General features: G+C 59.5%; 24 protein-coding genes. 14 read left to right on the top strand and 10 right to left on the bottom strand.

The genetic code is table 11. The features are described 5' to 3' along the window. Positions 1–137 precede the first annotated feature (137 nt). The 5 genes from G437_RS0100950 to G437_RS0100970 all read right to left on the bottom strand — a co-directional run bounded on the left by G437_RS0100950 (position 138) and on the right by G437_RS0100970 (position 5,321). The gene (locus G437_RS0100950; RefSeq protein WP_024330732.1) at positions 138–1,778 is read right to left on the bottom strand and encodes a phospho-sugar mutase; all 1,641 of its coding nucleotides are present in this window, start codon (positions 1,776–1,778) and stop codon (positions 138–140) included. Further along, positions 1,778–2,428 carry a deoxyribose-phosphate aldolase gene (gene deoC / locus G437_RS0100955; protein WP_024330733.1) on the bottom strand — a complete coding sequence of 217 codons (651 nt, stop codon included), beginning with the start codon at positions 2,426–2,428 and terminating at the stop codon, positions 1,778–1,780. The genes G437_RS0100950 and deoC overlap by 1 nt, the downstream gene beginning before the upstream one ends. After that, the gene (locus G437_RS0100960; protein WP_024330734.1) at positions 2,425–3,840 is read right to left on the bottom strand and encodes an MFS transporter; all 1,416 of its coding nucleotides are present in this window, start codon (positions 3,838–3,840) and stop codon (positions 2,425–2,427) included. The genes deoC and G437_RS0100960 overlap by 4 nt, the downstream gene beginning before the upstream one ends. Further along, positions 3,837–4,556 (bottom strand): purine-nucleoside phosphorylase, encoded by a 720-nt coding sequence (deoD, locus tag G437_RS0100965; RefSeq protein WP_024330735.1) that lies wholly within the window; start codon positions 4,554–4,556, stop codon positions 3,837–3,839. Before deoD ends, G437_RS0100960 begins: the two co-directional genes overlap by 4 nt. A 123-nt stretch (positions 4,557–4,679) precedes the next feature. Beyond that, positions 4,680–5,321, bottom strand: a complete 642-nt coding sequence (locus G437_RS0100970; protein ID WP_024330736.1) for a hypothetical protein — start codon at positions 5,319–5,321, stop codon at positions 4,680–4,682. Positions 5,322–5,493: 172 nt separating this feature from the next. On the opposite strand from G437_RS0100970, the gene G437_RS0100975 reads away from it, so the two are divergent. The 9 genes from G437_RS0100975 to G437_RS0101015 all read left to right on the top strand — a co-directional run bounded on the left by G437_RS0100975 (position 5,494) and on the right by G437_RS0101015 (position 16,504). Then, complete coding sequence (locus G437_RS0100975) at positions 5,494–6,495, top strand: LppM family (lipo)protein (RefSeq protein ID WP_024330737.1); 1,002 nt, start codon at positions 5,494–5,496, stop codon at positions 6,493–6,495. A gap of 145 nt (positions 6,496–6,640) precedes the next feature. Continuing rightward, complete coding sequence (locus tag G437_RS0100980; RefSeq protein WP_024330738.1) at positions 6,641–7,936, top strand: ABC transporter substrate-binding protein; 1,296 nt, start codon at positions 6,641–6,643, stop codon at positions 7,934–7,936. A gap of 10 nt (positions 7,937–7,946) precedes the next feature. Next, positions 7,947–9,008 carry a carbohydrate ABC transporter permease gene (locus G437_RS0100985; protein WP_024330739.1) on the top strand — a complete coding sequence of 354 codons (1,062 nt, stop codon included), beginning with the start codon at positions 7,947–7,949 and terminating at the stop codon, positions 9,006–9,008. Then, on the top strand, positions 9,005–9,850 hold the full coding sequence (locus G437_RS0100990) for a carbohydrate ABC transporter permease (RefSeq protein WP_024330740.1): 846 nt from the start codon (positions 9,005–9,007) through the stop codon (positions 9,848–9,850). The genes G437_RS0100985 and G437_RS0100990 overlap by 4 nt, the downstream gene beginning before the upstream one ends. An 18-nt stretch (positions 9,851–9,868) precedes the next feature. Next, complete coding sequence (locus G437_RS0100995) at positions 9,869–11,536, top strand: glycoside hydrolase family 13 protein (protein ID WP_024330741.1); 1,668 nt, start codon at positions 9,869–9,871, stop codon at positions 11,534–11,536. A gap of 42 nt (positions 11,537–11,578) precedes the next feature. Further along, the gene (locus G437_RS10805) at positions 11,579–12,583 is read left to right on the top strand and encodes a LacI family DNA-binding transcriptional regulator (protein WP_024330742.1); all 1,005 of its coding nucleotides are present in this window, start codon (positions 11,579–11,581) and stop codon (positions 12,581–12,583) included. A 31-nt stretch (positions 12,584–12,614) separates the two neighbouring features. Beyond that, complete coding sequence (locus G437_RS0101005) at positions 12,615–13,823, top strand: MFS transporter (protein WP_024330743.1); 1,209 nt, start codon at positions 12,615–12,617, stop codon at positions 13,821–13,823. A gap of 149 nt (positions 13,824–13,972) precedes the next feature. Next, entirely contained in the window at positions 13,973–14,533 is a 561-nt protein-coding gene (locus tag G437_RS0101010) for a YagU family protein (protein ID WP_024330744.1), read from the top strand. Between the two features lie 132 nt (positions 14,534–14,665). Then, on the top strand, positions 14,666–16,504 hold the full coding sequence (locus tag G437_RS0101015; RefSeq protein ID WP_029769118.1) for a helicase HerA-like domain-containing protein: 1,839 nt from the start codon (positions 14,666–14,668) through the stop codon (positions 16,502–16,504). 99 nt (positions 16,505–16,603) lie between these two features. Here the strand turns inward: G437_RS0101015 and G437_RS0101020 are convergent, their stop codons facing one another. Beyond that, positions 16,604–16,816, bottom strand: coding sequence for a hypothetical protein (locus G437_RS0101020; RefSeq protein ID WP_060797842.1), 213 nt, complete (start codon positions 16,814–16,816; stop codon positions 16,604–16,606). Positions 16,817–16,980: 164 nt separating this feature from the next. Here G437_RS0101020 and G437_RS0101025 point away from each other — a divergent pair, with 164 nt between their 5' ends. Beyond that, positions 16,981–17,292 (top strand): hypothetical protein, encoded by a 312-nt coding sequence (locus tag G437_RS0101025; protein ID WP_024330747.1) that lies wholly within the window; start codon positions 16,981–16,983, stop codon positions 17,290–17,292. A gap of 158 nt (positions 17,293–17,450) precedes the next feature. On the opposite strand, the gene G437_RS11285 is transcribed toward G437_RS0101025, so the two are convergent. The 4 genes from G437_RS11285 to G437_RS0101045 form a co-directional block, all read right to left on the bottom strand. Next, complete coding sequence (locus G437_RS11285; protein ID WP_141739532.1) at positions 17,451–17,618, bottom strand: methionine/alanine import family NSS transporter small subunit; 168 nt, start codon at positions 17,616–17,618, stop codon at positions 17,451–17,453. Next, the gene (locus tag G437_RS0101035) at positions 17,615–19,174 is read right to left on the bottom strand and encodes a sodium-dependent transporter (RefSeq protein WP_024330748.1); all 1,560 of its coding nucleotides are present in this window, start codon (positions 19,172–19,174) and stop codon (positions 17,615–17,617) included. Before G437_RS0101035 ends, G437_RS11285 begins: the two co-directional genes overlap by 4 nt. Before the next feature lie 230 nt (positions 19,175–19,404). Next, positions 19,405–21,750, bottom strand: coding sequence for a glycoside hydrolase family 31 protein (locus tag G437_RS0101040; protein ID WP_024330749.1), 2,346 nt, complete (start codon positions 21,748–21,750; stop codon positions 19,405–19,407). 58 nt (positions 21,751–21,808) lie between these two features. Next, complete coding sequence (locus G437_RS0101045) at positions 21,809–22,063, bottom strand: hypothetical protein (protein ID WP_024330750.1); 255 nt, start codon at positions 22,061–22,063, stop codon at positions 21,809–21,811. 423 nt (positions 22,064–22,486) lie between these two features. Between G437_RS0101045 and G437_RS0101050 the strand changes: the two genes are divergently transcribed. From G437_RS0101050 to G437_RS0101065, 4 genes are read left to right on the top strand one after another with little or no spacing between them, the layout of a single operon-like run. After that, positions 22,487–23,242, top strand: a complete 756-nt coding sequence (locus G437_RS0101050) for an amino acid ABC transporter ATP-binding protein (protein WP_024330751.1) — start codon at positions 22,487–22,489, stop codon at positions 23,240–23,242. 38 nt (positions 23,243–23,280) lie between these two features. Next, positions 23,281–24,294, top strand: coding sequence for a glutamate ABC transporter substrate-binding protein (locus G437_RS0101055; protein WP_024330752.1), 1,014 nt, complete (start codon positions 23,281–23,283; stop codon positions 24,292–24,294). Continuing rightward, complete coding sequence (locus G437_RS0101060) at positions 24,285–24,995, top strand: amino acid ABC transporter permease (protein ID WP_024330753.1); 711 nt, start codon at positions 24,285–24,287, stop codon at positions 24,993–24,995. The genes G437_RS0101055 and G437_RS0101060 overlap by 10 nt, the downstream gene beginning before the upstream one ends. Beyond that, positions 24,992–25,801, top strand: coding sequence for an amino acid ABC transporter permease (locus G437_RS0101065; RefSeq protein ID WP_024330754.1), 810 nt, complete (start codon positions 24,992–24,994; stop codon positions 25,799–25,801). The genes G437_RS0101060 and G437_RS0101065 overlap by 4 nt, the downstream gene beginning before the upstream one ends. Positions 25,802–25,804 lie beyond the last annotated feature (3 nt).

Here is a 25,804-nt window from a genome sequence, read left to right on the forward strand (position 1 = left end):
AAATCATATTCGGATTTGGCTTACTATACCCACATTTTTGCAATATCTAAATTTTACTTGCGGATTACAGTGCCCACTTGGACGTAAAAAGCCGTCTCAGCCAACTAATATTTGGTTGAGACGGCGTTTACGTTCTACTACAGCCCACAGGCTGAAGCGACGTCCTGTTTCAGCTTTTGCAGCCGCTGCTTCGCCTGCTCGTGAGGTACCTTTTCGCCGGCGGGTAGTACTACCTCCAAATAGCATTTGAGCTTGGGTTCTGTGCCTGAAGGGCGTATTACTACCCGGTCGTTGGCGGCAGTTTCGAAGATGACCGCATCGGTGGGGGGCAGTTTTTCGGTTCCGTCCTTTAGGTCTAGGGTTCGCACCACCTGCGATCCGGCGAGGGCGGCCGGCCTCTCTGCCCGCAGTTTTGCCATGGTTCTACTGATCAGATTCAGGTCTTTTACGCGGAACGTGAGTGGGGCTGTTTGGTAGAGCCCAAATTTGCGTGCCAGCTCGTCGAGTTCGTCAACTAGCGTTTTGCCTTGGGCTTTGAGCTCAGCGCCCAGCAGGGCAGCAACCACCGCGGTTGCTATGCCATCTTTGTCGCGCACAGCCTGCGGGTTGGGGCAGTGCCCTATGGCTTCTTCGTAGCCGTAGAGCAGATTTTCGGTGCGGGCAATCCATTTGAACCCGGTCAGAGTTTGGGCAAATCCCAGCCCGGCGTCCTCGGCAATTTTTCCTAGCAAGCGCGAGGACACGATAGAACAGGCTAGGGTACCAGACTGCGCCCCAGCTGCAAGGTGGGATCCTAACAGTGCCCCTGTTTCGTCTCCCGACAACGCCCGCCATTGGCCCTGGTCGCATACTGCTAGTGCACACCTGTCCGCATCCGGGTCGAGGGCGATTACTAGGTCTGCGCGCACCCGCTCAGCTTCTTGGAAGGCCAACTCTAGCGCCCCGTCCTCTTCGGGGTTTGGAAATGCCACGGTGGGAAAGTCCGGGTCGGAGTCTGCCTGAGCGGATACGAGTTGCACGTTAGTGAATCCTGCCCTCCGCAGCGCCTGTTCGCAGATGCGCCCGCCCACCCCGTGCATGGGGGTCAATACGATGGTCAGGTCTCGGCTCTTCGGGGGCGGGCAGATGGCAGCTAGATATTGCTCGGTTACGTCTGCGCGAGCAAGCGGCGATTTTTTGCGGGCCACTTGGTCGGCCTTCGGGGCTTGTTCGATGCACTCGGCAATTTGCGCGTCGGCGGGGGGCACAATTTGCACTCCTTGGGCGACGCCGGTGGCCACTCGACCTCCCAAATAAACCTTGTAGCCATTGTCTTGGGCAGGATTGTGCGAGGCCGTGACCATCACCCCCGCGTCGGCGTTTAAAGCACGTACGGCAAATGCGGTGACGGGAGTGGGCCCGGCTTCCGGCAATTTCACCGCGTTTCCGCCAGCTGCAGCCACCACTTCGGCCACGGCCTGGGCAAATTGGGCAGAGCCGTGGCGGGCGTCGCAGCCGACCACTACCTTGGGGGCCTCTACCTGCTGGTTCAGCCAGGCCATCAGCCCGGCGGTAGCACGCACCACCACGGCCTCGTTCATGCGGGCGCACCCGGGCCCGAGCCGCCCTCGCAACCCGGCAGTGCCGAATTGCAGTGGACCAGCGAAGGCCTCCTGGAGTTCGCCAACCGCGGCTTTGCTGCCGGCACGCGCCAGTTCTAGAGTGTGCTCTAGCTGGGCTTTTGTAACCGGATCGGGATCGTGGCGGGCCCAGTCGGCCGCCTGGCCAAGCAGGTCCATCACAGGTCCATTTCGGCCAGGATTTTTGCCGAGGCCGATAGCCCCAACCGGGTAGCCCCCGCAGCCACCATCTGTTGGGCGGCTTCAGCAGTGCGGATCCCCCCGGAGGCCTTTACTCCCGCCTTGCCTGCAACGGTGCGGGCCATGAGTTCCACCGCGTGCACGCTCGCACCACCGGCCGGATGAAATCCGGTTGAGGTCTTGACGAAGTTGGCCCCCGCTGCCACGGCGGCCTGGCAGACCGCTACGATCTGCTCGTCGCTAAGGGCGGCGGATTCAATGATCACCTTCAAGATTGCGTTCGGGATGGCTTCGCGCACCTGCTCAATTTCCTGGCACACCTGCTGGAATTTGCCAGCTACGGCCAATCCCACATTGATCACCATGTCTACTTCTTCGGCCCCGTCGCGCACAGCTTGGGCGGCTTCGGCGGCCTTGATCTGCGGTTTTACCGCCCCGGAGGGAAAACCACAGACGGTGGCCACGTGTACGCCCTCGGGAACTTCCAGAGGCAGAGCCGAAGGGGACACGCACACCGAATACGTTCCTAGCTCCCCCGCCTCCTTGGCGAGGGCGGCGAAGTCGCTTGCGGTGGCTTCGGGTTTGAGTAGGGTATGGTCGATCATTCGAGCTAATTCAGCACGTTTCATTTGGCTTCCTTCCGCCGCTGCCGATTCTTTTGTTCGATTTTGGTCATGTTCTGGTCGGCTACCGCATAGATTGCGATGCCAACCAGTGCTATCAGCGCCAGTATCCACATGACTGCGCCGTATCCTTCGGTCCGCCCACCTAGCGGGTTCAGCACGCGGGGGACCGAAAGGTGCAGGTCGGCGAGTTTAGCGCTGTAGGCAATGCCCAGCGGGATAGCAATGTTGATGGTGAGGTTGTAGAAGCCGATTGCGATGCCCGACTGCTCGGGCGCGATCTTCGCCAGGGCGCTAGACAGTAAGGGGGCGTACATGAGGGCGAAGCCGCAGGCGAATAGCAGTGCGGCTACTACGAACACGGCCGGGGAGGCGTTCATGAACAGCGCCATTAGGACCAGTGCCAGAATGATTGATCCTCCAGCAGAGTAGATGGCTGGGCGGGTAGGAAGGTACTGGCCAATTTTGCCGGAGGCCGCCCCCACAATGATTGCTCCCACGTAGCCGGGGGCCAACAGCAGGGCGGATTTGTCGGACGTGTAGCCGTGTATCTGCGCTGCAATCGCGGGAAATAGCACGATGAAGCCCAGCTGCACAGAGTAGACAATGAATACGAGTACCAGCGCCCACACGTACCTGCCGTTTTTGAAAAAGCGCGATTGCACGAGTGCCCCGGACGATTTCGCCACGTGCACGGCAAACAGGGCGATGCCCGCCACCGTGGGCACGAGCCAAAGCCAGTTGAACTCCTGCATGAACATGATCAAGCTGGTAGCAAAGATGCCGATGAGGGCGAGCCCCACCCAATCGACGCTTCCCGTTTGCAGCTCGTCGTCGGCTGGAAGCGTTTTTAGCACGATCGGAATGGCCAGCACTAGTACCACTGGGATCGCAAACATTGCCGTCCACGACACGTAGGTTGCCATGAAACCGCTGGCCAGAGCCCCGAAAAGGGTGGCGGCCTGGAATGCGGAGGTGGAAAAGCCCAGGTAAGTCTTTTGTTGAGCGGCTGACAGATGCTTGGTTACGTAGATGACGTAGAGCGTTTCGGCGGCCGCCAACCCTGCAGTCTGCACGATACGCCCGGTGAGTACCAGCGGCCACACCCTTTGGCCAATAAAACCTATCAGGGAGCCGACTACGGCCAGCGTGATGCCCGCCAGTACCAGTTTGCGCACTGGCACAAAGTCGGAGAGGGCGGCGTAGACTACTGCGCCAATGCCGATCAAAATACCCGCTAGGGAGGCCTGCAAGGAGACCTGGTTTAGGCTCAGGTCTAGCGCCTGCCCCATGGAAGCGGTCATGAATTTAAAACCGTTGTCGATAATCAAGCTGAACACGAAGGTGAACAGCATGATGGGCACAGCCGCCTGGGGATTGACGCCCGCCCGGGCCTTGGAAGTTTTCGCGCGGCTCATTCTTGCCCCACTTTCGCAGCTACCGGCAAGGTCAATTCGATCATCTTAGTGAAGGCGCTCTGGCGTTCGCTGGCGCTGGTGTGCTGGTCGGTTACCAGGTTGTCCGAGACGGTGAACACGCCGAGGGCGCGCGCCCCCGCCTGGGCAGCAACCGCGTACAGGCCGGCAGATTCCATTTCGACGGCGAGCACGCCCATCTTTGCCCACCGGGCATTTACAGTTTCGTCGAAGTTGTAGAAGACGTCCGAGGACAAAATGTTGCCCACCCGGATGGGCACCTCGGCTTTGCGGGACTGCGCGTACACGCCCTCGAGCAAATCCCAGGAGGCGGTGGGCGCCCAGGTGCCCGGCAGATCGTATTGGGTGATGAAGTGCGAATCGGTGGAGGCTGAGGCGGCCACTACCACGTCGTACAGGTCTAGGTCCTCTTGCAGGGCCCCACACGAGCCCACGCGAATAATATTTTTCACCCCGTAGACGTGAATCAGCTCGTGAGCGTACAGGGAAATGGAGGGGATGCCCATGCCCGATCCCATAACCGACACCTGCACTCCCTGGTAGGTGCCGGTGTATCCCAGCATTCCGCGCACCTGGTTAAATTGGCGGGCGTCGTCTAGGAAGGTTTCGGCAATAAATTTGGCGCGCAGGGGGTCGCCTGGCATCAGTACTGTGTTGGCGATCGGCCCTGTTGGGTTTATGTGCGGGGTTTGCTGCATTTGGGTTACTTCCGGAGTTAGCTTTCGGCCTTTCTGGGCCGTTTGGGTCCGCTTAGAGAGTAAACACTTTCTGCCCGCTTTACATCTTTTCCTGGTGACGGCGCCTTGTGGGTTACTCTTTGGCTAGGCGGCCCGGGTGTGTGCCGGGGTGAGGGTTGTAATCGTTTTTAGGGCAGAGTTCAGTTCCGCCCGGGTGCGCACCTTTAGGGTGAGGGCGGCGCATTGGCGTAGTAATTTTGCTGCGCGAGCGGGCGGGAGGGACGCGGGTACGGTCAATATCAGCTTGGCGCGGGCTCGCTTTGCGGCCGCTAGAACGCCGCCTATGGCGTTAGGGCCGACCTCGTCTACGTCTACCTGTACGTGGGAGGGGCCGAGCAGGGACAGTGAGCGCATTACTTGGCCAGCAGTGCGGGCTCTTATTCCCCACTCGCCGATCGCGCCCTGGGCGCGCAGTTCGTTTAGCACGTCAACAGTTTTCGCGCTAACCAGCATTTGGGCACTGTAGCCGGCCACCAGCGCCAGGTCTATGGGACGCTGCTCGGCGGCGGCTAGAAGTTTTAGTTTTAGTAGCTCTGGGTTTATTCCGTAGTCGCCTTTTAGTTTGTGTTTTGGTTCCCCCACAGCGAGGGCGATGAGGCCGGTGGCATTTATGCTGTTGGGCACGCGAAATTCGGTGAGGGGTGCCGGCGAGGGCGGCAGGAGCGTTTCCGTGGCGATTGTGACGCCTAGTAATGGGGCCTGGGATGAAGGTTCTAATCTAGCCATAGATTACTTTTAGCAAACCTTCTTTGCTTTTGCTTTACTTTTTTATTAACTTTTCTAGGTTTACTGAATCTACCTGTTGCTACGCAAATTCCGGCGCCCTATTCCAGGGACTAAAGGCCGCTTCGGCGCGCTACATTACCCGGTGAGGCCAATATTGTGGAACCCTTAACCCATGAACCAGGATTGCTCCCCCACCCGCCCTCGTGCTTTTGCCGCGCTAGCGTTGTTAGTCGGGCTGTGCGCCGCGCTTTCGGGGTGCGAATCAACCACGGCTATTAGAATCTACCCCGACCAGACCTACACGCTGCACGCCACCATGGGAATCCCCAAAAACGAGGGCAGCCAGATCACCTGCGCTTCGTTGCAGAACTTGCTATTGGAGGCAGGCGGGCAGGGCCAGACGCGCGTACTCGACAGGTCGACTGTAAAGCAGACTCGCTGCACTATTGACTTCACCAAGCCGCAACCGATTGCCTCTTCGGGGGCCCCTTTTGTGACTATCAAACACTATTCTGGGCGTTACAGCGTTTCCCTGCCCGGCGACCCCAGCTACTCAAACCTGAACGAGAATACCCGCTTCAAGTTGTCGCTGACCTTCCCCGGGCCCATCACCGACACTTCGGGAGCTGCTGGAGGCAAGGTAGACGGGGACACTATCACCTGGACCAATCCGAAAGTTTTAAATACCGGGTTCGAGGTCGAAGCTCGCGACAATGCCGGCTTCTCGCTTTCGCAGGTCCTAATTTGGGCGCTGATGGCCGCCCTATTAATGCTTGCACTAGGCATGTCCAGAGCGCTCGGCAGGCCCGATTCGTTCCAGAAGATGCGCAGGCGCTGGCGCGCTTTTTGGATCCCCACGCGCACAAAGATCTTCGCCTCCACTCGCGCAGGTAAGGCCTTTGCAACCAAGGCGGCCGCTTCGGCAAGGGACTCGAAGGCCTCCCGTTCCGCCCTCGCTAGCGTTCGGAGGGGCGCAAAAGCTAGCGCCGAATGGGCCCGTAAAACCGGGAAGGCTGCTGTTGCGCTCGCCAGGAGGGGAGTCGCCGGCATGCGGCGCAAGGATATCCGCTCGCAAGGCAGCGAGCAGGACCCGCAGCCCGCTCGAAGCGAAGATGACTCACGGACTGCCCAAAAGGCTGGTTCCACCTCAACCGAAACGAGTGAAACAGACTAACCATACGGCAAATAATGGCAAATTAGCCATATTTGCGCAGGTCTCCTTTACAGCATTCGGCAATGAAGGGCTAGGGTGGTTAGGTCGACGCGCGTCGAAACAGCGCGCCCTGCCTCGTTCCGACTGACAAAGGAGTTACGCGGATATGAAAACAAAAGCGCTCTCGCTTGGCGCTTTGGCCGCCTGTGCCGCCCTCGCCCTTACGGCCTGTGCGGGCAACACGGTAAGCGAGAAAGATATAAAAGCGGGCAAGCTGGAAGGCCGCGGCCCAATCACCTACGTACAGGGCAAAGACAACTCGGGCAAACTAGCCCCAATGCTCGAAGATTGGAATAAAGCCCACCCCAAAGAACCCGTAACCATGATCGAGCTGTCCTCTGAAGCAGACCAACAGCGCAACTCGATGGTGCAAAACGCGCAAACAAAATCCGACTCGTTTTGCGTTCTTTCACTAGACAACGTGTGGGTGGCCGAATTCGCCGCCTACCGGTGGATCATGCCCCTGCCCGCTAAGGAATTCCCCAAAGACAAGATCCTGCCGCCAGTTTGGAAAACCGGCCAATACCGCAACCAGCTGTTTGCCATGCCGCACGGTTCCGACGGGGGCATCCTGTACTACCGCAAAGACCTACTAGAGCAGGCCGGGGTAAACGAAGCCCCCAAAACCTGGGACGACATGAAGGCCGGCTGTAAGGCGGTGCGCTCCTTGCCCGGCCACAAAGACATCGGCTGCTACGCCGGCCAGATGGCCAAATACGAAGGCCTAACCGTAAATGCTGACGAAGCTATTCACGCCTTCGGCGGCAAAACTGTCGACAGTGACGGCAAGGTGAAAGTAGATTCTGCACAAGCCAAGAGGGGACTGCAGGTCCTTGCCGACGGCTTCAAGGATGGCTTTATCCCCAAGGAAGCGCTCACCTACAAAGAAGAAGAAGGGCGCAACGCCTTCGAATCCGACCGCGTCCTGTACTACCGCAACTGGCCCTACCAATACGCCCTCTCGAAAGAAAAATTGGGCGACAAAATGGGGGTGGCCCCAATGCCCGGCTTCACCGCAGACAAGCCCGAGGGCGGCACCTCCTCCCTAGGTGGGCACAACGCCGCCATCTCGGCATTTTGCAAAAACAAGGCCACCAGTTTGGACTTCATCAAGTGGTACACCTCAGAACCAATCCAGCGGCGTCTCCTGACCGAAACCACACTGGCCCCCATCTACACCTCGCTGTACGACGAGCCTGAACTAATCAAGCAATTCCCCTACCTGCCGGCGCTAAAGAAATCCATCGAAAGTGCCGTCCCCCGCCCGCAGGTCTACAACTACGGGGACGTTTCAACCGCCATCCAGGACGCGGTCTTCCCCGTGCTCAAAGGCGAAAAAGAAACCGGCCCCGCCCTCGACGGCTTAGCAAAGAAGCTAACCGACATGACGTCGGGAAAGTAAGGAAGTTGGCATGTCTAAATCAAAATCTCTGGCACTGACCGACTCGGGCAAGGCGCAGGCGAAACTGGCAGGCTGGTTAGTATCGCCCACCGTCATAGTCATCGCGATCGTAATCATTTTCCCCACCATTTCCGCCCTCTACCAGTCCCTGTGGGGCTTTCGCGGGATCGACCCGGCAACCGGCTTCGTGCGCGAAAGCGAACCGTTTGTAGGGCTGGAAAACTACCTAAATATTTTCCGAGGTGACACGGGCACCCGCTTCTGGAACGCATTCTGGAACACCACCTTCTTCGCCACCGTAACCGTGGCAATCGAAGCAGTGTTGGGCGTGGCCATGGCACTAATCATGCACAAGGCGATGAAGGGACGCGGGCTGGTACGCGCTGCAATCTTGGTGCCCTGGGCAATTCCCACCGCCGTATCTGCGGTGCTGTGGAAGTGGATCTTCGATTCCCACGGAGCCGCCAACGCGCTGCTGAACACGCAGGTGCTGTGGGCTACCTCGGACTGGCCCGCAAAATTTGCGATCATAATCGCCGACACTTGGAAAACTGCCCCCTTCATTGGGCTGCTCACTCTAGCCGGGTTGCAAGTTATCCCCGACGACGTCTATGAAGCCGCCAAAATAGATGGGGCCGGCGCCTGGCGCAGATTCATTACCATCACCCTGCCGCTAGTAAAACCCGCCCTAGTTGTAGCCGTCCTGTTCCGCATGCTCGACGCACTGCGCATGTTCGATCTGCCCTACATCTTGATCGGCCCCCGCAAAGGCTCAGTCGAGACCCTGTCGATGCTAGTGCAAGACGACGCCTCCAACCTGCGCTACGGCAGTGCGGCCGCCTACGCGGTAGTGCTCTTCATCTACGTGTTCATGATCGCTTTCGCCTTCATAAAAGTGTTGGGGGCCGAACTCGTAGACGAACCAAATTCCGGCTCCAAACTGCGCCTCTCCCAATTCTTCAAGAGGTCGAAAAAGCCGCACTATTCCACGCGCCCAGCTGAAATCAGCCGGGCCCAAAGGGCTGGTTCCACCCGGGAGGGCACCCCAAAGGGGAAGGAGCAAGAGCGATGAAGCAATCCAAACTAAAAGCGGGACTGTCCAACACGTCCTCGTGGATAGGCATAGCCGCAATCGTAATCTTCTGCCTGGCGCCCTTCTACTGGATGGTCGTCTCGTCCCTGCGCCCCACCAAGGACATCTTCGAAACCACCCTGTGGCCCAAAACGGTGTCCATGGAAAACTACACGCAGGTATTCGACCCCTCCCGCCAATTCGGTAGGTCGCTACTGAACTCGATCATTGTGGCCGGGGTTACTACAGTGCTCGCTCTGCTAATCGCAACGATCACCGCCTACGCGCTGGCCCGCCTGGAATTTCCGGGCAAATCGATCATTTTGACCATCGTTATAGCCACCTCGATGTTCCCGCTCGTGGCAATCGTGGTACCGCTACTAAAACTCTTCACCGCGTGGGGGTGGATCAACACCTTCCAGGCCATGATCCTGCCTGATCTATCCTTCGCCTTGCCACTGGCAGTGTGGAACCTAACCAGCTTCTTCAAGCAAATGCCACGCGAACTAGAGCAGGCCGCAATGGTAGACGGCTGCACCCCAGGGCAAGCGTTCCGGCGGGTAATACTGCCCATCGCCGCCCCCGGCGTATTCACCACCGCAATCATCGTGTTCATCAACACGTGGAACGAATTCCTGATCGCCGTGACCATGGTCAACGACCCAGGGATGCAAACCGCCCCGGTAGCAATATCGAAATTCGGTGGCGTGAGCGGGTTCGAAACCCCGTTCGGCTCACAAATGGCAGCGGGCGTGGTAGTAACTATCCCGCTGGTAATCCTGGTGCTGCTATTCCAGCGCCGAATCGTAACCGGCCTCGCAGCCGGCGGCGTAAAACAGTAAGAATCTAAGGAGGGAATCTTGACCGATACCGCTATGCGCCCAGACATGGATCAGTGGTGGCGCAGCGCAGTGATCTACCAGGTCTACCCGCGTTCCTTTGCGGACTCGGGAGCCGACGGCCTGGGCGATCTACCAGGCATCATTTCAAAACTGGACTACCTGGCAAAACTCGGGGTAGACGCGATTTGGATATCGCCGTTCTACCCCTCCCCCCAGGCCGACGCAGGCTACGACGTAGCTAACTATTTCGACATCAACCCCGATTACGGCACCCTGGCCGACTACGACAAACTCGTAGCCCGGGCCCACGCCCTCGGGATGAAAGTAGTAATAGACGTGGTGCCCAACCACTCCTCTTCAGAGCACGAGTGGTTCAAAGAAGCGCTAGCTGCCGGGCCCAAATCCCCCGAACGCGACCGCTACATTTTCCGCTATAGCGAGGGCGAAGCCCCCAACAACTGGGGTTCCATGTTTGGGGGTCCCGCCTGGAGCAAGGTCGACCAGCTAACCGGCAAAGAGGAAGACTGCGGCTGGTGGTATCTGCACCTGTTCGACCCCAAACAGCCGGACTTCAACTGGGAAAATCCCGACGTACACGAGCTGTTCAAGAAATATCTGCGCTTCTGGTGCGAGCGGGGAACCGACGGGTTCCGCGTGGATGTAGCCCACGGCCTAGTAAAGGCAGAAGGCCTTCCCAACGACGCAATCGGCCCGGACCGCTGGCAGAGCGAAGCCACTGGGGACCAGACCGACCTGGGCCCCTACTACGACCAAGACGGCGTGCACGAGATCTACCGCGAATGGCGGAAGGTGCTGGACGAATTCGGGCGCGACCGGATGCTAGTTGCCGAAGCTTGGGTAGAGCCGCTCTCGCGCACCGCCCGCTACGTGCGCGAAGACGAAATGAGCCAGGCCTTCAACTTCGCCTATTTGAAAGCCCCCTGGGACGGGCCCCAACTGCGGCAGGTGATCGACTTGACCCGTGCCGAATTCGGCAAGGTGGGCGCGCCCGTGACCTGGGTGCTTTCAAACCACGACGTGGTTCGCCACGCCACCCGCTTGGGCTACGAGGTAGGCCATGACACGGACTCCGGTATCAGTGCCAGGGACCCGCAGCCCAACCGCGAGCTGGGACTGCGCCGGGCCCTGGCCGCCACCACCTTCATGTTAGGCCTGCCCGGCGGCGCCTACTTGTATCAGGGCGAAGAACTCGGCCTGCCCGAGCACACCACCCTAGACGATTCCGCCCGCCAGGATCCCACCTGGTTCCGCACCGGCAAAAAGATCCCGGGCAGGGACGGTTGCCGCATCCCGCTGCCGTGGAAACACGACGCGAAAAATTACGGCTTCGGCACGGGCACGCCCTGGCTGCCCCAACCTAAGCTGTGGGGGGAGCTGGCGGTTGACTTGCAAGAGCAAGATCCCGCCTCGCCGCTTTCGCACTACCGCCACCTGCTTTCCCAAAGGCGGGCCTTCGACCTCGGCAAAGGGGAGCTGGCCTGGCAGCACAGCCCAGAACAGCTGTTGGCGTTCAAGAACGGCAACATTTTGGTGGCCCTGAACCTGGGTGAGACGGCTGAACTAGATTTTGCCGGCGAAGCTGTTGTGGCCACCGCGGGGGCGAGTGTCGAGGGCGGCAAGGTGCGCCTCGAACGCGACAGTGCCATTTGGGTGCATTTGAACTAGCGGCAACCCAACGGTTTACGGAACACAGACGGCGAGGGCGATATGGTCACCAGGCAGGAAGTAGCGCAAGCTGCGGGCGTGTCGCCCTCGACCGTCTCGTACGTGCTCTCAGGGAGGAGGCCCACTTCGGCAGCCACCCGCGAGCGCGTGCTGGCCACCATAGACAGGTTGGGTTATGTTCCCAACGCCAGGGCGAGTGCGCTGGCTTCGCGGTCTATGCGCACTATCGGCCTGCACACTGTGCCCGCCGTGTACGGGGTTGATTCGGTGGCAACCGAATACATGGCTGGCATGCACGCCCAGGTGCAGCGGGCGGGGGCCTCTTTGGTGCTTCCTTTTATTACTGGGGCCGACCCGGAGGATTTCCGCACCTTTTTGCGTTCACACGTGGTGGACACGATGATTTTGATGGACGTTTCCCGCCAGGATTGGCGCGAGCAGGTCATGTTGGAGGAGCATTTTCCCGGCGTTTTGTTGGGTTCTACGGGCAGGGCTGCAGGGCTGCCGTTTGTGGAGTCAGATTTTGCTGCGGTTGGGAATATGGCCGTTGCCGAGGGCGCCCGTCGCGGGCACAGGCGGGCGCTGCTGCTCACCCGCAAGGTGTTAGACGACGGGTCGGTCCCGCGCACGGGACGTACCATAGCCGATTCGGCTATTGCGACTTGCAAGGGCGCCGGCATCTGGGTGCAGGAGCGCTGCGTGCCTACCGACCCGCGCTGTGCCAGTGAGGTGGCCGAGGCGCTTCGCGCTCCGGGCGCCCCCACCTTGCTGTTGGCAGAGAACGCGGAGGTGGCCTCTGTTGTGGTGGTTCTGCTGGCAGAGGGCGGCAAGGTGCTTGGGCGCGACTATTCGGTGATTGCCCTGGGCGGGCAGGCCCGTTTTCACCCCTACATTGCGCCCCTATTCACCGAGGTTTCCACTCCGAGGGACCAGATGGGAGCCGAAACGGTGCGCATGGCCCTGGCAAGAGGGGAAGCGGTGGATTCAAAAGTGTACCCACCCAAAATCATAGATAGAGGGACCCTGGCGAACGCTCCCTCGCACTGAAGTACAATTTCCGGCAGGTTCTGGAGAGGCAATGCAGAAAGTTTCAGCCCAAACAGGGCGGGCGAGGGCGGCGGTTACGGCGCTCTTTTTTACTAACGGAGCGCTCATGGCCGGCATGGTCCCCCGCTACCCCGCTATCAAGGACGTGTTTGGCCTCAGCGGGTCCACCTACGGGCTGACCGTTGCCCTCTTCCCCTTTGGGGGCATGTGCGGGGGCGCCGTTACCGCCTGGGCAATACGCAGGTGGGGTTCAGCTAGAGTGGCAGCCAGCGGGACTGCGATCTTGGGGGCGCTGTTCGCCCTCGCCGGATTTTTGGTGTCCTGTTCGCAAGCGGGGTGGGTTGGGGTCGGCGTTGGCTACGCGGGTTTTGCCGCCAGTTTCTTCCTGTGCGGTTTTTGCGATGCGAACGTGGACGTGGGGCAGAATGCGCACGGGCTGCGGGTCCAGCGCCGTTACGGCAGGTCTATTATCAATTCGTTTCATGCTGCCTGGTCCGGCGGTGTCGTAGCCGGCGGGATGCTGGCTTTGGCGGCTATTGCTGCGGGTTTGCCGATTGGCTGGCACATGTTGCTTGCCGGCGGAATTTTTGCCGTGTTAGGGCAGGTGGCGTTGCGTTTTACCCTTCCCGGCCCCGACGGCGAGGGCGAAGAAGAGCAGGCTCGGGCCGTTCGCACCATTCGCATCAACCCCCTTTTGGCTCTGGCGGCTCTTATTTTCCTCGCGATTGCAGGGGCCCTGGTCGAGGACAATTCGCAGGCGTGGGCCACTTTGTACATGCGCGACTACCTGGGGGTTTCGGCGGCTTTGGCTGGGAGCGCCTACGTGGCGGCGTTTGCGGCCCAGTTGTTTGGGCGTGCGGTGGGTGACCGGATGATCGACCGCTGGGGCAGCCGCCGCGTGATCTGTTTTGGCGGAGTCTTGATCGCTGTTGGCACCTTCGCGTCCATGCTGGTACCCGCCGCCTTCACTACGGTGGTGGGGCTGGCTCTGGCGGGGTTTGGCTCTTCCACAATAGTGCCGATTGCGATGAATGCGGCTGACGATATTCCCGGGTTGCGCCCGGGCACGGGCCTAGCTGTGTTGGCGTGGCTCATGCGGGTAGCATTTTTGGCTTCTCCCCCACTTATTGGGCAGATTGTCGACATCTTTGGGCTGCGAGTGAGCCTTTGGGCGCTTCCCTTTGCCGGTTTAGCGGTAGTTGCGACCTCTTTTGTATTAGCTAGTGAAAGAAAAGGGTAGACTTTTTCCTTCCCAAGGTAGACGCGCCTAAAATTGACTACAACCAACCTGTGGGGCTGGTTTCGTAGCGAAGTCGCTCGAGAGCGCGACTTTGCCGCGTCCTCGGCACGACTCACTGCGGTCTTTTGTACCTATGTAAGTGAGGAAATATGGTCACTACAGACCCTGTGCAGCGTAACTACAAGGTTGCCGCATTAGTCGGGGTAATCGGCGGTTTGTTTTCGGCGATAGTTAAATTCGGTTGGGAAGTTCCTTTCCCGCCGCGCACTCCGGAGCGGAACGCAACCAATCCGCCGCAGTCTACGTTGGAATTGTTTGGAATGTCTCCGCAGGCCTCGCACACTTCGGTTACTTATAACGGCAATGCGCTACCCATCTATTCGTTCCTTATTCATTTTTCTTTCGCTATCTTCTTTGCGCTGCTGTACTGCCTGCTGGCGGAGGTGTACAGCAAAGTGACCCTGTGGCAGGGGGCTGCTTTTGGCATCGTGGTCTACGTGCTGTTCCACGTGTTGTTGATGCCTGCCTTGGGGATAGTTCCCGCCCCTTGGAATCAGCCGTTCGCCGAACATTTTTCTGAGTTCTTCGGCCACATAGTGTGGATGTGGTCAATCGAAATAGTGCGCCGCGACCTGCGCAACAGGATCACTAAGGAACCCGACCCGAGGCCGAAGGCGCAGGCAGCCGAAGAGGCCGGCTTGGGCGAGTAAAAGAAATACAGCCGAATCGCCAGCACCCGGTTTTGGTGTAGCCGCAGGGCCCGCCCGGGTGCTGGCGATATTTTGAGCCCGGCCACGCCCCAGGGGCGGCATTGGCTAGCCTTTTTCAACTATGCTTTTTATGTGAGTGCAAACGAAGATCCCGCCGCCCTACAAGCCGAACTAGCTGCTGCCCGCGCAGAGGCTGCCGAAGCGAAAGCAGAAGCGGCCCGCCTCAAAGCTGAGGCTGCCGAGGCGCGCGCCGCCGCCCAGGAAGCTAAGTCCGCTAGCACTGCTAAGAACAGCGAACCAGCCCAAACACAAAAGGCCTCTGCCACTTCCCAGCCGGCCAAAGGCGCTGCCGCCGAAGCCGAAGCTGAGCCCCCACAGCCAGCCGAATCCGAGCTGGCCAAGTTGATTGCGGACGGGTACGCGTTCGCCGCCGATCTGCCGGCACTGACTTTGGGTACCTTATTGCAGGATGGGGTCCAGGTAAAGGGCGTCAATGCCGAGCTGCCCCTGTCAATCATGAACCGCCACCTCCTGGTAGCCGGCGCGACCGGCACGGGGAAGACCCGCACTTTGCAGCTGCTGGCCGAAGGGCTCTCGGCCGCCGGCAGCCCTGCCGTGTTGGTAGACGTTAAAGGCGACCTTACCGGGCTGGCTGAAAAGGGCACGGCCTCGGACAAGCTCGCCGCCCGCACGGGGGCCAACGGCCAAGAGTGGCAGGGCAGGGCTTTCCCGGTGCAGCTGCTGACCCCCGCAGGGGCCGACGCTCCGGTGCCCGGCGCCCTCGTACGTACCCGCGTCAGCGATTTCGGCCCACTTTTGCTGGCGCGCGCCCTGCAGCTGAACACAACGCAGGAGCAGGCGCTACAACTGATATTCAGCTGGGCCGATTCGAATGGCCTCGAGCTGGTAGACCTGGGGGATTTGCGCTCGGTTATTACGTTCCTAACTTCCAAGGAGGGCAAGGTCGAACTTGCCACCATCGGAGGGGTGGGCCCAGCCACCGCCGGCGTCATTTTGCGCACGCTCAGCGCATTGGAATCGCAAGGTGGGGACAAGTTCTTTGGCGAGCCTTCCTTTGACACGGGCGACCTTCTGCGCAGCGAGAGCGAAGCAGGGGTAATTTCGCTGCTTGAAGTTGGCGACATGTCTAGCCGTCCCGCCCTCATATCTGCCTTGATCATGTGGCTGCTGGCCCAACTGTTCCAAACCCTGCCCGAAGTGGGCGACGTGGATAAACCGAAGCTGACCTTTGTTTTTGACGAGGCCCACCTGCTTTTTACAGATGCCACCAAAGAATTTGTGCGCCAGGTTGTACACACGGTGCGGCTGATTCGCTCCAAGGGCGTTTCGGTAATTTTTGTTACGCAATCGCCCTCCGACATTCCGGCGGACGTTTTGGCGCAACTGGGTTCGCGCATACAACACGGGCTGCGCGCGGCCACCCCCGCCGACCAGAAGGCGCTGAAGGAAACGGTAAAGACCTTCCCCCAAACCAAGCTAGATTTAGCCCAGGTGCTAACCAATTTGGGTACTGGCGAGGCCGTAGTTACGGTTTTGGATCCCAAGGGACGCCCCACCCCGGTGGCACCGTTTTCGATGTGGGCGCCCGCTTCGGTCATGGGGCAAGCTTCCGCTCAGACAATCTCTGCTCTGGTGGCTGAATCTGAGCTAGCTAAGAAGTACGCGAGTGCGGTAGACCCGCATTCGGCCACCGAAGAGCTGGCTGAACGTTCCAGCAGGGCGCAGGCAGAAGCACGGTCCCGCAAAGAGCAGGAGGCCGCCCAGAAGGAGGCCGACAAGGCCGCAAAACAGGCCCAAAAGGAGGCCGAGCGGGCGCAGCGAGAGGCCGAAAAGGCGAAGGCACGCCGAGCAAAAGACATGGAGTCGGTGTTCACGAACGTGTTGCGTTCTGCGGGGCGGACTTTGGGCCGCGAGATAACCCGCTCCATTTTTGGTACACGCAGGCGGTAGGCTGCACCCGTCCTGTCCAAGGGCGTAGGAGGCCGAAGGGCGGGCCCGGCTAGGCGGGCCACAGTTTGGGCGCGGGGTAGTACTTTTTTGGGTGCCGGTCTAGCGTTTTGCTCTGGCGGCGAGGCTCATCACCCATAGCCCGCCTGCCACCAGCGAGACAAAGCCGGTCCACTGGGCAACGTGGCGGGCTATGGCACCCAGTTTGCATGCCAGGGTGCCAGGATCGGCGAGCACATCAGTTACCGCATACCCGATCAGAGACACCAGGGTGATCCCTAAGAAGATCAGCGCAATGTGGCAAAGTTTATTCAATCGTGTACCCTCCGCCCTCAACACTAACGCAAGGATCAGCTTGCCACCAGCAACAATGATTATATTTTTTTCATATTCCCCCTCTGAGCGGGCACTATAACAATTCAATTGTGACTTTTGCCCTGTAGACTGGCCTCACCGGCAACACAGAAGAAGGGGTGGGCGTGCTGAAGAATTTGGACAGATGGCTCATTTGGGGCGGCATTGCGATCCTTGTAGGCTGGATAATTTCGGAAATATTCGGCGGGTATGTAGCCACGCGCTTTACCGGTTATTCAAGCCCGATCGACTATTTTTTGCAGGGGCTGTGGACCTGCATTGTCATGTTTTTTACTTCCTACAACGGGGTGGCCATTTTGATGGCAGGTTTGGTAATCCGTGAAATACGCGCCGGACGGGGCGCCGCTGGGCCCAACTCGTCCCGCACTGATTCAAGCCCAAAGCAGGTAAGCCCCAACCCAAGCCAGCCAAAGTAGGCGGCAGGCGCCCTCGCTATGGTCAAGGCCGGGTTCCCACACAAGACTCTGGAGGCTAGCCTGGGCAAAATCTAAAGGCGAGGCGGGCTCCCAACTGCCACAAGCCCCCACCGCGCTCACAATCTGCGCGGTGGGGGCAAAGTATTTGCGGGCTGCCTCTAGGGCCGCGCGCTTTGTGCGATTCCCGAGGCCGGGGTGGAAGCCACTACTTTTTCTGCCTTCTCGTAGGGGGTAGACATGTAGTGCAGGGCTACGACCGAACCGATTAGGCCGCCCCAAACGATCAGAATGGTCACTAACATCAGGATTATTGCTGCTCCGGTCACTGCTGGGCCTCCTTGATCCAGTCGACTCCGCTTAGGTCGTGTTCGCCTTCAAGCGATTCTTCGTCACGCCACTTCACCAGCGGGAACACGATGGCAAATACGGCGCACAGCCCCACGCATCCCCAGCCAAAGGCGGCCACATACCAGGTGGGGTAATCCCCGTACCCTTCGGTTAGATAGTCGCGAATGGAAAGCACCAGCATGAGCCCCAAAAAGGCGGGGATGAACAGCCGGATCATCCAAGTCCACCAGCAGCCAATCCGAACGGTGGACAACACGTTTAGGTGCTGGCGCAGCGGCCTCAGCTTGGGCCACACCCAAGACACTGCCACAGCCATCAATATGGTTGCAAACACTACGCCCACGGAGTTGATGAACGCGTCTACCGTGTCGACGGCCCCCATACCCGAGGTGGTGCCGTACAGCACCAGCGAAATAACGCCGGCCACCGTGCCAAGCAGAATTGCTGCCCGCTTTACTGGCCAGCCGAATTTGTCGGCAAATGCCCCCGAGACTACCTGCACTAGCGACAGCAGCGAGGTGATCCCAGCCAAAGTCAACGACACGAAGAACAAAATGCCGAAGAAGGCGCCGCCCGGCATCATCGAGATGATCTTGGGGAAGGTGATGAACGCTAGCGAAATGCCAGACAGTCCTTCCAGGTCAGATACCTGCACACCCTGCTGGTAGGCCATGAAGCCGAGGGCGGAGAACACGCCAATGCCCGCCAGGATTTCGAAGGAAGAGTTTGCGAATCCTGCCACGAGCGCGGTCCCGGTAAGGTTCGACTTGCGGCGCAGGTAGGAGGCGTAGGTGAGCATGATGCCGAAGCCGGCGGACATCGAGAAGAAGATTTGCGCGAATGCTGCCATCCACACCTTAGGTTTAGCAATTGCCGACCAGTCGGGGGTGAAGAAGGAGTTCAATCCCTCCATGGCTCCTGGCAGCAGTAGCGCGCGCACCACCAGCGCCGCGAATACGACTACCAGCAGGGGAATGAATACCTTGTTGGCACGTTCTACGCCTTTTTGCACGCCGAGGGCGATAATCCCCACTACGGCCACCCACATGAGTGCCAGCGGGATTAGTACTCCCCAGACGGGAGCGCCGATTACCGCGGTCTGCTTGGAGGTTTCCAGAAATTTAGTGAAGAAGAATTTTTGGGGGTCGTTCCCCCAGGCCGAGTTCACCGCGAAGAAGATGTAGCGGAAAGACCAGGCGAGGATCACGGCGTAGTAGGTCATGATCACGAAGCAGACGCCCACGTGCCACCAGCCGATGAATTCGGCTTTTTTGTTGATGCGGCGGAATGCTAGCGGCGGGGTGCCGTGGAAGCGGTGGCCAATAGCGTAGTCCAGCAACAAGATGGGCAGGCCTATGGCTAGTAGTGCGCACAGGTAGGGAACTATGAATGCTCCCCCGCCGTTTTCGTAAGCTACCCCTGGGAATCGCCAAATGTTGCCGAGCCCGATTGCGGATCCGACTGCGGCGAGGATGAAACCCAGTTGCCCGGACCAGACGCCGCGGGCGTTGTTTTTGGACTTAGTTTCAGCCACGTCTACCTTCTTTTCGAGTTAGATTGGGTGAAATCAGCCTAAAACGAGCGTCCACTTAATGAACAACTTGTCCGCATTTTGACCATTTTGGGGTGTTGAGGCTGGTGGGTGGCGAATACTTCTAAAATGCACCCACGTACCAAAGGTATATAAAACCAGAAAAACGGTGCGCTGCCAACCAGGGGCGCCAAAAAGGAACAAAAAGCGATCCAACACACGCCAGGTACGCCCTAGCAGTTGCGCAATACCTCCCGCAGCGCCCCAACCAGTGATTGCGGGCCCGCGAGCGCCTCTAGCGCCAAATCGTCGCCCGCACTGACGGCCCGCCCCAGGTCTGACTTTAGGGGGTAGGAGATTTCGGCTTGATCGATCAGTTCGAAGGCGCGGGCCTGCCAGTCCGGTTCGGCCAGGCGCAAAGTGAGGTGGCAATCTAGAGCCCCCAGGTCAACCTCGCCCAGGTCTAGTACCGATTCACCCTGCCCATCCAGGCTGGCCCCTATTAGCCGCAGCCGCACCCGCTTGGGAAGGTTCACGCCCTCGCCTTGCAGGTGCAGCTCAAGTTGGCTACCTTGCCGCTTCCACGTTGCTTTCATCCGGGTTTGGGCGGGAGCCGGCGAGGGCGACTCTTCGGCCCCAGGGGCGTCCTCAATGTAGGTGGAGGTGTAGTTCCCTTCGGAACTGGTGGGTACAGCGAAGGTTAGGGTGAGCTCTTTCGGGGCGCGAGCCTGGTCGACGGGGATTCCGGCCCCGGTAAAAAGTTGTTCGGCCAGGGGGATCAGCGCGCCGGCGCGCACAAGGGCGGGCACGTGCTCTAGGGTCCGCCAGAACACTCGCCGGCCTCCTCCCAGGTAGTGGGTGCCTAAGAAGAAGTCGACCCATTCGCCACCCGGCAGGTAGGTGTGCGCCTTGGCAAGGTGGGTGCGCGGGTCGGCGGGCGCAGTGATGGGGGCTACCAGCATGTCGGCCCCGAACAAGAAGGCTCCCGAGCTGTGGTAGGCGTCCATTACTTCGGGCTCTTCGTAGTAGAGGGGACGCACCAATGCCACTCCGTGCAGGTGAGCTTGCCAGGCGGCAGTGTACAGGTAGGGGATCAGCTGGTGGCGCAGCCGCAGGTAGTTACCTTGGATGCGTTCACCGACTTGGCCATAGCGCCACGGCTCCTTTGAATTGAATGGGTCGTTGGTGGAATGCAGTCGCAAAATGGGGCTGAAAACACCCAGTTGCACCCAGCGGGTTTCTAGTTCGTTGTCTTTGACGCCGAACATGTGCCCACCAATGTCGTGCGACCAGAAGAAGTAGCCAATGTTGGCGGCCGTGGCGGTGAAATAGGGTTGGAATGCCAGCGAATCCCAGCTGACCACCGTGTCCCCCGAAAATCCCACCGGGTAGCGGTGCGAGCCGGGTCCGGCATAGCGCGAAAACGCCAGGGGGCGGCGGGGCTTGCCGTCTGTTCGCACCCTGGCGTTGTCGGTGAAGGTCAGGTGGTTGAGCATCCACAGCGGATCAAGCCCGGCGATCGAAGTGTGTTTGCCCTGCTGCCAGTCCATCCACCAAAAGTCCACTCCTTGTTCTTCTAAGGGGTGTAGCAACAGGTCTAGGTAGGCCTGCAGGTAGTTTTTGGAGGCGCCGTCGAAGGGGATGGGGGCCCCGTCTGCAACGCCGAGGGCGGACGCGAAGGCCGGGTAGGCGTCCTCGTGCGCGCGCACCCCGTCGGCCGGGTGTTCGTTGAGGCTGACGCGCAGGTTGCGCTCGTGCAGGGCCCGCATGAACTCGGCCGGGTTGGGAAAGAGGGCTTTGTTGAACGTGTAGCCGGTCCACCCGTTTCCGTATTTGGGGTCGAGCTCGGTCAGGTGCCAGTCCATGTCTAGTACGGCCACGGAGAAGGGGAGTTTTTCGGCCGCAAAACGGTCCATCAGGTCTAGGTATTCCGTGGCGGTGTAGCGGTGGTAGCGGGACCACCAGTTTCCTAGCGCCCACCTGGGGATTACCGGGGTTTTTCCCGCGAGGGCGAAGAAGGCGTTTAGGGCATCTTGGTAGGCGTGTCCGTAGCCGAAGTAGTACAGGTCGCGGGCGCCTTTTTCGCGGGTGGTGGGCCAGTTCTGCACGAGCGGGGTGGCACTGTCGTCAATGACAGCGTACCCACGTGGGGATATGAGGCCGGGTTCTATGTTTACTGCGCCGTCGGCCTCGTCTAGGGTGCGGGCGGTACCGCCCAGGTTGGCAAGGAAGTCACCTTGAGTGGTGGGTTGGGCATCCCCGTAGTGCCATACCGTGTTGGAACCGGTTCCAGTGTGCCCCAGTAGGGATATGGATAGGGAGGAGGGCGAAAATGGGCCGCCGCTGTAGCGCAGGTGCAGGGCTTCGGTGAGGATTTCGACGCCCCTGCCGTCTTGGAGCACGCGGTAATCGGGGGTGGGGAAATCCCGGTTGATCGCCATGAAGGAAGCCTGGTCGGCGAAAGTACCCGTGGGGGAATACTCCATGCGTATCAGGCGCGCTGTTAATACGGTGAAGCGGTAGGTGTCCCCTTCAACTACGGAGTCGGGGCGGGCGGGGGCTGGCGGGAAAAAGTTCATGTGTCAATGCTTTCGCATTGCGCGCCTAAACGCCAGCGGCCCGCCCTGAAATTAGTTGCTACTTGTATGCTGGGCTAGCTACAGCGGCAGACCGGCCGCGGAAGGCCAGCGCGGCAAAGGCGCAAATTGTACAGAGCGCGAAGGATCCGAAGCTCCACAGCAGGAAAACCATCCCGCGTTGCAGGTGGTGCACCGCCTCTGCCCCGGCCGCATCTGCCGCCCCCACGAGGTAAACGTTGTTGGCGGCACCGCAGAAAGTCCCGATTGCGATCAACAAGAATATGACTGACAGAATGATTCCTAATTTGTTCATTCTTTGCAAAGAGATCACTCCCCTACCATTTAGTCCGAACGGCGACCGGGGCCCCGCTTCCCTGCCTAGGCACACCCTCGCCCGTACATTCACGAGTGTACCGAGCCCCCCAGCCGCGCATCCCAAAACCGCCAAAGATAGATTCCCTATGAGCGCTGAACTTGAGGACGCGCTCCGGGCGGGTGCGCACCTATTCGCTCGAAGAAGTAGCTGCCGAGTGCGGCGTAAAACTGCCCGACTGACGCTTCGAAGTCGGCAAAATATGGCCGCAAAGGATAGACTTGTGGGCACAACCTAACGCGTTTGCAAAGTTGGAACACCTGCGCCAAAAGCGCTCCCACCAGCGCTTCCAGCGAGGGTGACTTTTCACTCAAAATGCGAGCGGTTGGAACAAAAACACCTCTAGTTTGATTGCATCTTTATATGGACAGCTCTACATCGGCACAGCCACTCGTACGAATCCGGGACGTGCGCAAGAGCTTCGGAAACTTCGAAGCCCTCCGCGGGGTCGACCTCGACATTTACCCCGGCGAAGTCGTGGCGCTAATAGGCGCCTCCGGCTCCGGCAAATCCACGCTGTGCAGGTGTATCAACAGGCTGGAAACCATTAGCTCCGGCAGCATCGAAATAGACGGCAAACCACTTCCCCAAGAAGGTAAAGAACTAGCCGCCCTACGCGCCGAAATTGGCATGGTATTCCAATCCTTCAACCTGTTCGAACACAAAACAGCACTGGACAACATCACGTTGGCACCCATCAAAGTGCGCCACGAAAAACCGGCCGAAGCCCGCAAAAACGCTCACCAGCTATTGCAGCGCGTGGGCCTCGGCGACAAGGCAGACTCATTCCCTGCGCAACTTTCAGGAGGGCAGCAGCAGCGAGTTGCAATAGCACGCTGCTTAGCTATGTCCCCCAAAATGATGTTGTTCGACGAACCGACCTCCGCCCTCGACCCAGAAATGATCAACGAGGTTCTGGACGTAATCGACGAACTAGCAAAAGGCGGCATGACCATGCTAATCGTCACCCACGAAATGGGATTCGCCCGCCAAGTAGCCGACCGGATCGCCTTCATCGACAACGGCAACATCGTCGAACAGGCCCCGCCCGAAGAATTCTTCACAACCCCAAAAACAGAACGCGCCAAAGCGTTCCTGTCCAAAATACTGAACCACTGATACCGCCCGCCGGTACCAGGGAACTGCAAGGAGTAAACATGAAACTTCGCAAACTAGGTGCCATTGCGGCTGCCGCAGCAATTAGCGTTTCGGCGCTGGCAGCATGCTCAGGCCCCGACAAGGGCCACGCCCCCAACGCTTCCTCCGGCAAAACCGCAAGCAAATCGGCCACCGGCGAGCGCATAACCGTAGCCGACTTCGACAAACTCGTGGCCTCCGGCCCCGTCGCCTCGGACGCGGAAATCGAAAAGAGCCCCTGGGCCAAGGCCATCAAGCAGAAAGGCAAGCTCGACTACGGCGGCGTGGGCACCTCCCCCATCTTCGCCCTCACAGACGTCACCACCAACCGGGTAACCGGTTTCGACGCCGGCATTGCCGACCTACTAGCCCACTACATCTTGGGCGGTAGCGAAGCCGATGTGGCAAAGCATTCCTCAATGACCGTGATGACACCGGACACCCGCGAACCGCGCCTAATTGACGGGTCTGTGGACACCGTAATCGCAACCTACTCGGTAACCCCCGAGCGCCTCGAAAAGGTCAACTTCGCCGGCCCCTACTACTCCTCCGGCGTTTCAGTGTTGGTAAAGGACAGCAACAACGACATCAAATCCATTGACGACCTAAAAGGCAAAAAGATCGCTATCCAGTCCGGCTCCACCGCCCTCAAGCTCGTTGAATCGAAGATCCCCGACGCCAAGCAGACTCTCTTCGACAACAACGAAGCCTGCGTGACCGCGGTCAAGCAGGGCCAGGTCGACGCCTACGTCCAAGACGAGGCCATGCTGCTGTCCGCCGTAGCCAAGTCCGATGGCAACATCAAGGTGGTTGGCAAGCCGCTGACCAAGGATCCGTACGGCATCGGCCTGCCCAAGGACAAGCAGGACGCAGTTGAGTTCGTAAACGGCTTCCTAAAGAAGATCGAAGAGGACGGCACCTGGAAGAAGCTGTGGGACAAGACCGTCGGCCCATTCAACACCACCGACGCCCCAAGCCGCCCACCATTGGCGACTTCGGCGAGGCCGCAAAGAAGAAGTAACAGTTGCACCTGATCGTCGACAATTTTGGCCTGCTGTTAGCCGGGCTCGGCCGCACTTTGGTGTTGGCCGTGCTCGGCTACGCGGGCGCGCTAGTGCTGGGCACCGTCATAGCCATCTTTAGGGTTTCCCCCGTGCCCGTGCTAAGGGGTTTTGGCACCGTGTACGTGGAATTCTTCCGAAACATTCCACTGCTTACCCTGTTAATTTTGACCGCCTTCGGGCTGCCCGACGCAGGCTTGCAGATCGGCTTTTTCGGTTCTGCCCTGGCAGCAATCGTCATGTCCTCGGCCGCCTTCGTGTGTGAAACCATCCGTTCGGGTATCAACACGGTTTCGGTTGGCCAATCCGAGGCCGCCCGCGCCCTGGGGTTGAACATGTTCCAGCAGCTGCGACACATCATTTTGCCGCAAGCCTTCACGTCGATGATCCAGCCTCTAGTAAACGTCTTTATCGGGGCCCTAATTGGCACCTCACTTGCCGCCGCCGTAGGCGTACCAGAGCTGACCAACATCACCCAGCAGTTGAACATCAAATACGCCGAAGCCGTACTGCTATTTCTAGTTTCCGGCATCTGCTACCTAGTAATCGCACTTGGGGCCGGCGCCCTGGGCGGTTATCTACAACGCCGCGTCGACGCCCGCCACCGCATAGACAGGGCCAGCGAGGGCGCCGCCGCCGTAGACCGCTTTGAAGTAGAACAGGCGGGGCTATGAGCACAAAAACGCAAAACCCCACCCGCGTCCTCTTTGACACTCCCGGCCCCCGCGGGCGCCGCCGCATCTGGATCATCTCGGCCATTTCTATCGTTCTAATAGTTGCGGCAGCAGCCGGCGGCCTCTATCAGCTCTGGTGGAACTACCAGCTCCTGCCCGAAAAATGGTTGCCCTTCACCCGCCCCGAAACCCTAAAATTCTTTGCCCAAGGCGTAGGCGGAACCCTGCTGGCAACTGCCGTGGCCGCCCTCTTCATGTTCCCCATTGCGTTAGCGTTAGCGCTAGGGCGCGAAGCAAAAAATAGAGTCCTCTCGAAAGTGTGTGGAGCGTGGGTGGAGGTCTTCCGCTCGCTGCCACTGCTGCTAGTAATCTACGCGTTCATGCTGGCGCTGCCGCGCTACGGGATCCGCTTTTCCACCTTCTGGCTGCTAGTGATCCCCATGATCATCTCGTGCTCGGCCACCACTGCCGAAGTGTTCCGGGCAGGAATCCGAGCCGTGCCTACAGGCCAACGCGAGGCCGCACTGTCGCTAGGTCTGCTGCCCCGGCAGGTAAGCGCCCTCGTTGTGATCCCGCAGGCCTTGCGGCTAGTAGCCCCCAACTTGCTAACCCAACTGGTGTCCCTGTTAAAGGACTCAACCCTGGGTTACGTCGTCTCATATTTTGACTTGATGCACCAGGGGCAATTGTTCTCAGCGCAAGCCAACAGCTACATACAAACATATTTCTTAATTGCCTTAATCTATATCGCGATTAACATTGTCTTAACGCGCGTCGCCGACCGGTGGCGCGAGCGCCGAAAGTAACAA

The organism is Winkia neuii subsp. neuii DSM 8576, from assembly GCF_000420405.1.
Taxonomy (GTDB): Bacteria; Actinomycetota; Actinomycetes; order Actinomycetales; family Actinomycetaceae; genus Winkia; species Winkia neuii.

Excerpts from the sequence above, each read along its gene's own strand:
- G437_RS0101045 (WP_024330750.1), bottom strand. The coding sequence starts at position 22,063 with ATGAACAAATTAGGAATCATTCTGTCAGTCATATTCTTGTTGATCGCA.
- G437_RS0101055 (WP_024330752.1), top strand. The coding sequence starts at position 23,281 with ATGAAACTTCGCAAACTAGGTGCCATTGCGGCTGCCGCAGCAATTAGC.
- G437_RS10805 (WP_024330742.1), top strand. The coding sequence starts at position 11,579 with ATGGTCACCAGGCAGGAAGTAGCGCAAGCTGCGGGCGTGTCGCCCTCG.
- G437_RS0101005 (WP_024330743.1), top strand. The coding sequence starts at position 12,615 with ATGCAGAAAGTTTCAGCCCAAACAGGGCGGGCGAGGGCGGCGGTTACG.
- G437_RS0100975 (WP_024330737.1), top strand. The coding sequence starts at position 5,494 with ATGAACCAGGATTGCTCCCCCACCCGCCCTCGTGCTTTTGCCGCGCTA.
- G437_RS0100960 (WP_024330734.1), bottom strand. The coding sequence starts at position 3,840 with ATGAGCCGCGCGAAAACTTCCAAGGCCCGGGCGGGCGTCAATCCCCAG.
- deoC (WP_024330733.1), bottom strand. The coding sequence starts at position 2,428 with ATGAAACGTGCTGAATTAGCTCGAATGATCGACCATACCCTACTCAAA.
- G437_RS0100970 (WP_024330736.1), bottom strand. The coding sequence starts at position 5,321 with ATGGCTAGATTAGAACCTTCATCCCAGGCCCCATTACTAGGCGTCACA.
- G437_RS0100990 (WP_024330740.1), top strand. The coding sequence starts at position 9,005 with ATGAAGCAATCCAAACTAAAAGCGGGACTGTCCAACACGTCCTCGTGG.
- G437_RS0101050 (WP_024330751.1), top strand. The coding sequence starts at position 22,487 with ATGGACAGCTCTACATCGGCACAGCCACTCGTACGAATCCGGGACGTG.
- G437_RS0101010 (WP_024330744.1), top strand. The coding sequence starts at position 13,973 with ATGGTCACTACAGACCCTGTGCAGCGTAACTACAAGGTTGCCGCATTA.
- G437_RS0100980 (WP_024330738.1), top strand. The coding sequence starts at position 6,641 with ATGAAAACAAAAGCGCTCTCGCTTGGCGCTTTGGCCGCCTGTGCCGCC.
- deoD (WP_024330735.1), bottom strand. The coding sequence starts at position 4,556 with ATGCAGCAAACCCCGCACATAAACCCAACAGGGCCGATCGCCAACACA.
- G437_RS0100950 (WP_024330732.1), bottom strand. The coding sequence starts at position 1,778 with ATGGACCTGCTTGGCCAGGCGGCCGACTGGGCCCGCCACGATCCCGAT.
- G437_RS0100985 (WP_024330739.1), top strand. The coding sequence starts at position 7,947 with ATGTCTAAATCAAAATCTCTGGCACTGACCGACTCGGGCAAGGCGCAG.
- G437_RS0101065 (WP_024330754.1), top strand. The coding sequence starts at position 24,992 with ATGAGCACAAAAACGCAAAACCCCACCCGCGTCCTCTTTGACACTCCC.
- G437_RS0101040 (WP_024330749.1), bottom strand. The coding sequence starts at position 21,750 with ATGAACTTTTTCCCGCCAGCCCCCGCCCGCCCCGACTCCGTAGTTGAA.